Source organism: Methylomonas methanica (assembly GCF_001644035.1).
Lineage (GTDB): Bacteria > Pseudomonadota > Gammaproteobacteria > Methylococcales > Methylomonadaceae > Methylomonas > Methylomonas methanica_A.
Genome location: NZ_LUUG01000096.1, coordinates 1 through 6,378 on the forward strand (window position 1 = coordinate 1; position 6,378 = coordinate 6,378).

Consider the following 6,378-nt stretch of genomic DNA (forward strand, 5'->3'; position numbering starts at 1 on the left):
GGCCAGGGGCCGCTCCTACAAACCATCTGCGGCGCTCAATGCTCCCAAGAGACCGCATCTTCGATAGGTTCAAGATGGGTGTCGATATCGATATTGTCGAACTTGTCCTTGATCTGCCCTTCTATGGTTTCCAACAAATCATGGCCCTGCTGCACCGTCCAACCACCCGGCACCAGCACATGTACTGACATGAAGCGCCTGGCGCCGGCGTAACGAGTCCGTAACGCATGATAGGCAATGCCGTCGCCAGCCACATGCTGCTCAAGCACCGCCACAATTTCAGCGATTTCCGCCGGCGATAGCGCCGCATCCAATAGGCCTTCCACCGTCCTGCGAATCAATTGCAAGCCGGCCCAAACGATATGTAAAGCCACCCCTATCGCAATAATCGGGTCGAGTATTTCCCAGCCGTTTAGCCCCAATTCTCTGGCAAACGCCAAACTGGGCTCGAAACGGTTTGCCACCGAGATAATGGCGATGCCGACCAAAATCCCGACCGTCGTCCAGACATCTGTCATCAGATGCTTACCATCGGCTTCCAGCGTAATCGACTGCCGCCGCCGGCCGACACCAATCAAAATTCGGGCAACCGTCAAATTGATCAATGAAGCGAACACCGAAACCGCGATCCCCAGATCAAGTTGATGCAGCGTCAGCGGATTGAACAAGCGATCCCAGGCTGCATAACCAATGCTAAACGCCGCCAGCAAAATCATAATGCCTTCCGCACCGCTGGAGAAGTATTCGACTTTTTCGTGGCCGTAGGCATGGGTGTCGTCCGGCGGCCGCGCCGAAATAGTCAGCACCACCAGCATTATGATCGCCGCCACCAAATTGATCAGCGACTCCAGCGCGTCGGACAGCAAACCCACCGACCCGGTCAACCAATAGGCATAGCTTTTTAATGCGATGGTACTAACGGCGGCGGCAATAGATAGCCAGCCGAAACGGGCTAGGGATTGTTGTTCACTCATAACTTTCGGAGTTTTTTTATAGGCGAGACAGTCTAGCAGACTGCTTGCTTCAACACTCACCTTGTGTCGATTTATTCGGGGCATGCGGCGATTATTCTGTTGACTCTTAATATCCCCTGCTAGACACCAAATCCGAGCACTCAAAAACCAGCGGCAAAAAAATACCCCGTTTCGCAAGAAACGGGGTATCGATTTTAAGCCAGAAATGTTTTAGCGCGCAGCCAGACCACGCGCTAAGAAAACTTAATAGTTGAACTGCAACTGTGTACGGATCATGTCGCCGCTGGCTTGCCTTAAATAGTCTGTACTGGTTAAGTTACTGATGTAGGTTCTATTCATAGTCGAGTAAGCCAGTGTTAGTTCAAGTGCTTTGTTGATTTGATATTCAACACCAGCTTCGACTTCATCTACGCTAACCCGAGGAGCATTCGCTGAACCTTTCCAAGCCCCGTCATACGTTTGCCATTTCACATAGGGGATCATGGTGCCTTTGGTACCAAATACTTCGTCGATTTTATACATGGCCTGAACATAACCACCGTTCAAGGCTTGTCTTTCAATGACACCGCTTATGCCCGCCGTAGAGCTTCTATCGATGTTAGGATTAAGTGTTGGGCCTGCGCCCCAGTTCCACTCGGCTTGCAAACCGAAGGGTTGAGGGAATAGTATAGCGTGTACACCCACCCTATCTTCACTACTGCTTCTTGAGGTTGAGGCATTAACAGGGGTTTGCGTAGTGCTTGTGGTATCAAATGGGTTTTGGTATTCAGTCGGGGTAAAATTAAAACGACCAGACATAACATCTGCCCCCACTTCCAAAACTTGCCCACGCATCCAGCTGCCCAAGAAATTTAATTCAATCGGATAAGTCGAGTGAGCAACTAAATAGAGATTGTCGTTAGCCTCTGATTTGTTGACACCCTGACCATTGTAAATACCCAAACCCAAGACACCATAGTCGCCTGATGTTTTAAGACCTTTCTTGGTCAGGCCTTTCCAGAGTTTTTGCACGTCTGTGGGGCTCCAATAGGCAAACAGGCCTAAATCCCGTTCGCTAGGCACGGCGCTGTTCAAAGCATCGTCACGATCCAGTGTCAAACGGTTTTGAGAGGATTGCAGATTTTCCCAACCGAACGGTACTTTGGATTGGCCGGCACGGACTCGGTATTCGTGTTCCTTATCAAAAGCCAAGTCGGCATAAGCATCGCGCAACTGGGCAAAGTGCAAATCACCATTTGTTGTCGCAAAGTCCGGTTGCAGATACAGCGAGATGTAATCATTCATATCGCCAGAGAACACTAAGCGCACCCGACGCAACGAGAAGCCGCTGTTATTGCCAATGGAGCCGTCGCCCACAGATTTGAGTTCAGGCTCGCCAGCAACTCTATCGCCGGTCAAGGGCTGGTTGTAACGCATTTGGGTATAACCGCGAACGTTGATTTTGTTAAACCATTTTTCGTCGTTTTTGGCTCTGTCTTCACGCTGCGCAACGATATGCTCGTCAAGTGCTTTCAGTTCGTTGGTTTTCAGCTCGAGATCCTGCTTGATTTTGTCGATCTCAGCTTTTTGTGTTTGATTGTCGGCTTCAACTTTTTTAGCAACCGTATCTTCGACTTTTTCAAATGAACCCAACTTAGTGCGACCCGGACCCGGTTCGGCAAAAATCTGCTTGGTTTTGGCATCAACATACAAATCCAGCGCCATCGCCTCGGCGCAGATACCCGAGCCAATAACCGCAGCCACTGCTAGGCTCAGCTTAGAAAGTCTCATCAAATTTCTCCAATAATTATATAAATCAATGCGTTAACTCAAAGACCACGGCGACCTGAGAGCTTGTGGGCATTGTATGGAGGCAATGTGACAACTTTATGACAAAACGAATTTAATTGGCCTATCCGTTGTTTTTTTGCGACAAAAACCGCATTCGAGGCAAGTCGATAGCCTATCGCGGGCTAGAAGATGGGGGTACTTGGGCTAGGACCCTGTCACCTTTCAGCAACAGATATTCCGAGAATGGTACGAGTACGAACGGGCTGGTCACTGCCGTGAGCTTAATGGCTGGGCCATCTCTTCTCCCTCCGCACCCACTGGGCATATAGGAGAAGGTTAGGATGAAGGGATCAATAAAGCCTTTGCTTTATTTATTCTCCTCACCCCAACCCTCTCCGGCAGGAGAGGGAGCTTTTTCCTTAACTTAATGACAGTGGGCTTAGACGGTGGGATAGAACAATTTAAAAATCACTTCGAATTCGTCGCTGATTTTATCGAGGATGAAACTAATTTGTTCCGGCGTCAGATTCAACGCATTGACGGCGTGAGCATCGTAGGGATTTTCGATTCGACTCAAGCAGTTAGCCAGCCTCACCATGGCAGCCAAATCGGCGTAAGGCCCGATTAGATCAGGAAAGCAATGCAAGCGAATACTTTCCACAATAACGTCTGGTAACATCCATTGTTTGCACAACTCGGCACCGGCCTGAAAGTGGTCGAAGCCGATCACATTTTGCTCTATCGTCACCTCGTCGTCCACAGCAAGCGGGGTTTGTGACTGCAAAAGCAAGTCAACTTCCCGAGCCAATACCGGAATCCGCCGGTAAAACACCAATTGACCGATGTTATGGACCAAGCCGCACAGAAACGCGGTGTCGGCATAGTGCTTGCCGAAATGAATATCCAGTTCGCGGGCAATCAACGCGCAGCGCAAATTTCTGGCCCAAAAATCGTGAATGGAGAAATGCTGTCCCGGTAAATCGGAAAAGCGTTCGACAATCAAGGTACCCAGCACCAGATTCTGCAACTCACGGGTACCAATCAAGGTGATGGCTTTGGCAATCGAACTGACTTGGGACGGGAAGCCATAAAAAGCACTGTTAACTATCCTCAGTAGCTTTACCGCCAATGCCGCATCGGCTTCGATCACAACAGCCGCGTCCTTCGCGGTCTTGTTCGGATCTTCGACTATTTTTTTCAACAAAAAATAGGCATTCGGCGGCGAGGCGAGTTGTAAATCGCCTCTCAGCAAATCGGCTACAGTCAATGTGGATGGTGAGTAAGCTATCATCAATAATTCTAAAAAATTAAATTTACACCTATACTGAAAACCAATAGCATAGAAATAGCATTAAAGGCTGCGCTTAAAACTAGACCAATTATATGAAAATACAAGCTTATTAAATGCCGCCCTCCTCCTAACCTTATGCTTACAGCTCCCGATTTTATGCCAATACCTGGATGGTATTAGATGATTGCCAATGATGTGCTCAAAGAAAAACTTATTGTCGTTGCGGAGCATAATGAAGTCTCTGCTCAAAAAATCGTTTCCACATTAAAAGCCACGGGCTTTACCGAAATTCGCGTAGCCGAAAATGGCGAACAAATTTACGAGATTCTGAAGCCTTACGCCGATCAACCCGATAGGATCGGCCTGATCGTGTTGAACGCACTGCTGCCGCTTTGCCAAGCTCGGGAGATGTGTCAAAGTTTATCCAGCGCCAACTCGGTATCGGTCATCCCGGTGGTGATTCTGAACGACGACAGCTTCGCCTGCGACCTCGACCGTTGTCAGCCGCAACACGACAATTGTCTAACTTATAAAATCAACACGCCGGTCAACACCCAGGAATTGATACTCGCAGTCAAGTTTTTACTGAGCCTGAAACAGGAACGCCAATTGCGGCACCGTCAGGAAGAACAATTGATCAATGAACTGGCCGCAAAAAACGTTATCGATGCCAAACTCAAATTTCTGGTTGCGCACGACGAATTAACCGGCTTATTCAACCGCAGCAGTTTCGAACGTCAGCTGAGACTGGTACTAAATCACAGCAATAAAGCGCAAAAAGACGGGTCTTTATTATTCATCGATGTGGACCGCTTCAGCCTGATTAACGAACTGGAAGGCTTTGAAGTGGGTGATCGTTTGCTGGTCGAAATGGCTATTCTGGTCCGAAAACTATTACCGGCCGGCAGTTTGTTCGCCCGTATCGGTGCCGACGAGTTTTGTTTGTTCCTGGAAAACAAAACCAAAAAGCAGGCGCAGATTCTCGCTGAAACCATCAAAACCACCGTGGACAATTTCCGTTTTTTTACCGGCGAAGTGTCTTATAGCGCCTCGGTTTCCATCGGCATTGCCACGCTGGACAATACGGTTTCCGCATTCCATCCGGGCGAAATGATTTTGCATGCGCGCCAAGCCTGCAATTATGCGAAAAGCACCGGTAGAGACAAAATTTACATTTATAACAGCGAGGATCTGATCGTCAAGGAAAGGCGCCGGGACATCTATTGGGTGCCGCTGATTCGCAAAGCCTTGCGAGACAATCAGTTATTCCTGGTGTTCCAACCTGTCGTGCAGTTGTCCGACGGCAACGTCTCACATTATGAAGCGTTGTTGCGCATGCGCGGTGAAGGCAATGAGATCATTACACCGGATCAGTTTATACCGGTGGCGGAAAGAACCGGCTTGATTCACGCGATAGACCTTTGGGTCGTTGAAAATGCCATCGACTTTCTGGCAGCGCTACCCACTTACATGTCTTACATTTCCCTGGCCGTCAACCTCTCCAGTACCGCGTTTCAATATCCTGATTTACTATCCACGATTAAGGATAAACTGGAAATGACCTGGATAGACGCCAACCGTTTAACCTTCGAAATCACTGAAACAGCGGCCGTGGACAATTTTGAAAAAACTCGGCACATGATTAACAAAATCAGAGCCTTGGGTTGCAAGTTCGCGTTGGACGATTTCGGCGCCGGCTTTTGTTCTTTCAACTATCTGAAAACCTTTCCGGTCGATTACGTAAAAATCGACGGTCAATTCATCAGAAACCTGCTCGACAACGAAACCGACCAGATACTCGTCAAATCCATGGTGGAAATTGCTTCAAAACTCGGCAAGAAAACCATTGCCGAATTCGTCGAATCGGCAGGTACCGCGATGAAGCTGAAGGAAATCGGCGTCAATTTCGGCCAGGGCTACGCGTTCGGCAAACCCGAGCAGAATCTACTGGAGGGCCATAAAATTTCGCTGGGCCTTTTGCTGGGCAGCAATCAGGCGGCCAGCTTAATCACCTGAAGCGGTTTGAAAACAATTCGCGAACCTTTCGCCAAATGGGGTATTAGTTTACCGACTTGACTAGCTCTGGTATATTCGCCCGCGGTGTTTAAAACGTGTCATCACATTGTTCTGAATCTTAATAAATAAAACAAACAAAGGGGAAGGGTTATGGCTGAATTGCTTTTTATAGCGACGACTATTTTTGTAGCTTATGTAGTATTTGTAGTGATGGGCGGCAAAAAAGAAAAACCGGAAGCAAGTAAACCCGAGCCCGCCAAGCCGGAACTGACTAAACCGGCAATCCAAACCGAACTGGCACCGCCTCCTCCCGCAGCTGTTAAAACC

At 48.5% G+C, this 6,378-nt stretch carries 4 protein-coding genes; 1 reads left to right on the forward strand and 3 read right to left on the reverse strand.

What is annotated here, in order from left to right; translation table 11 throughout:
• Positions 1-35: 35 nt before the first annotated feature.
• The 3 genes from A1332_RS17850 to A1332_RS17860 form a co-directional block, all read right to left on the reverse strand.
• Positions 36-974, reverse strand: coding sequence for a cation diffusion facilitator family transporter (locus A1332_RS17850; protein WP_064009794.1), 939 nt, complete (start codon positions 972-974; stop codon positions 36-38).
• Between the two features lie 243 nt (positions 975-1,217).
• The gene (locus A1332_RS17855) at positions 1,218-2,678 is read right to left on the reverse strand and encodes a porin (protein ID WP_197491504.1); all 1,461 of its coding nucleotides are present in this window, start codon (positions 2,676-2,678) and stop codon (positions 1,218-1,220) included.
• 505 nt (positions 2,679-3,183) lie between these two features.
• Complete coding sequence (locus A1332_RS17860) at positions 3,184-4,035, reverse strand: HDOD domain-containing protein (protein ID WP_064009796.1); 852 nt, start codon at positions 4,033-4,035, stop codon at positions 3,184-3,186.
• Positions 4,036-4,215: 180 nt separating this feature from the next.
• On the opposite strand from A1332_RS17860, the gene A1332_RS17865 reads away from it, so the two are divergent.
• Positions 4,216-6,051 (forward strand): GGDEF and EAL domain-containing protein, encoded by a 1,836-nt coding sequence (locus A1332_RS17865; RefSeq protein WP_064009797.1) that lies wholly within the window; start codon positions 4,216-4,218, stop codon positions 6,049-6,051.
• Positions 6,052-6,378: the final 327 nt, after the last annotated feature.

Bases quoted from the DNA above. Each gene is read 5' to 3' on its own strand.
- A1332_RS17860 (WP_064009796.1), bottom strand. From the start codon at position 4,035: ATGATAGCTTACTCACCATCCACATTGACTGTAGCCGATTTGCTGAGA.
- A1332_RS17850 (WP_064009794.1), bottom strand. From the start codon at position 974: ATGAGTGAACAACAATCCCTAGCCCGTTTCGGCTGGCTATCTATTGCC.
- A1332_RS17855 (WP_197491504.1), bottom strand. From the start codon at position 2,678: ATGGCGCTGGATTTGTATGTTGATGCCAAAACCAAGCAGATTTTTGCC.
- A1332_RS17865 (WP_064009797.1), top strand. From the start codon at position 4,216: ATGATTGCCAATGATGTGCTCAAAGAAAAACTTATTGTCGTTGCGGAG.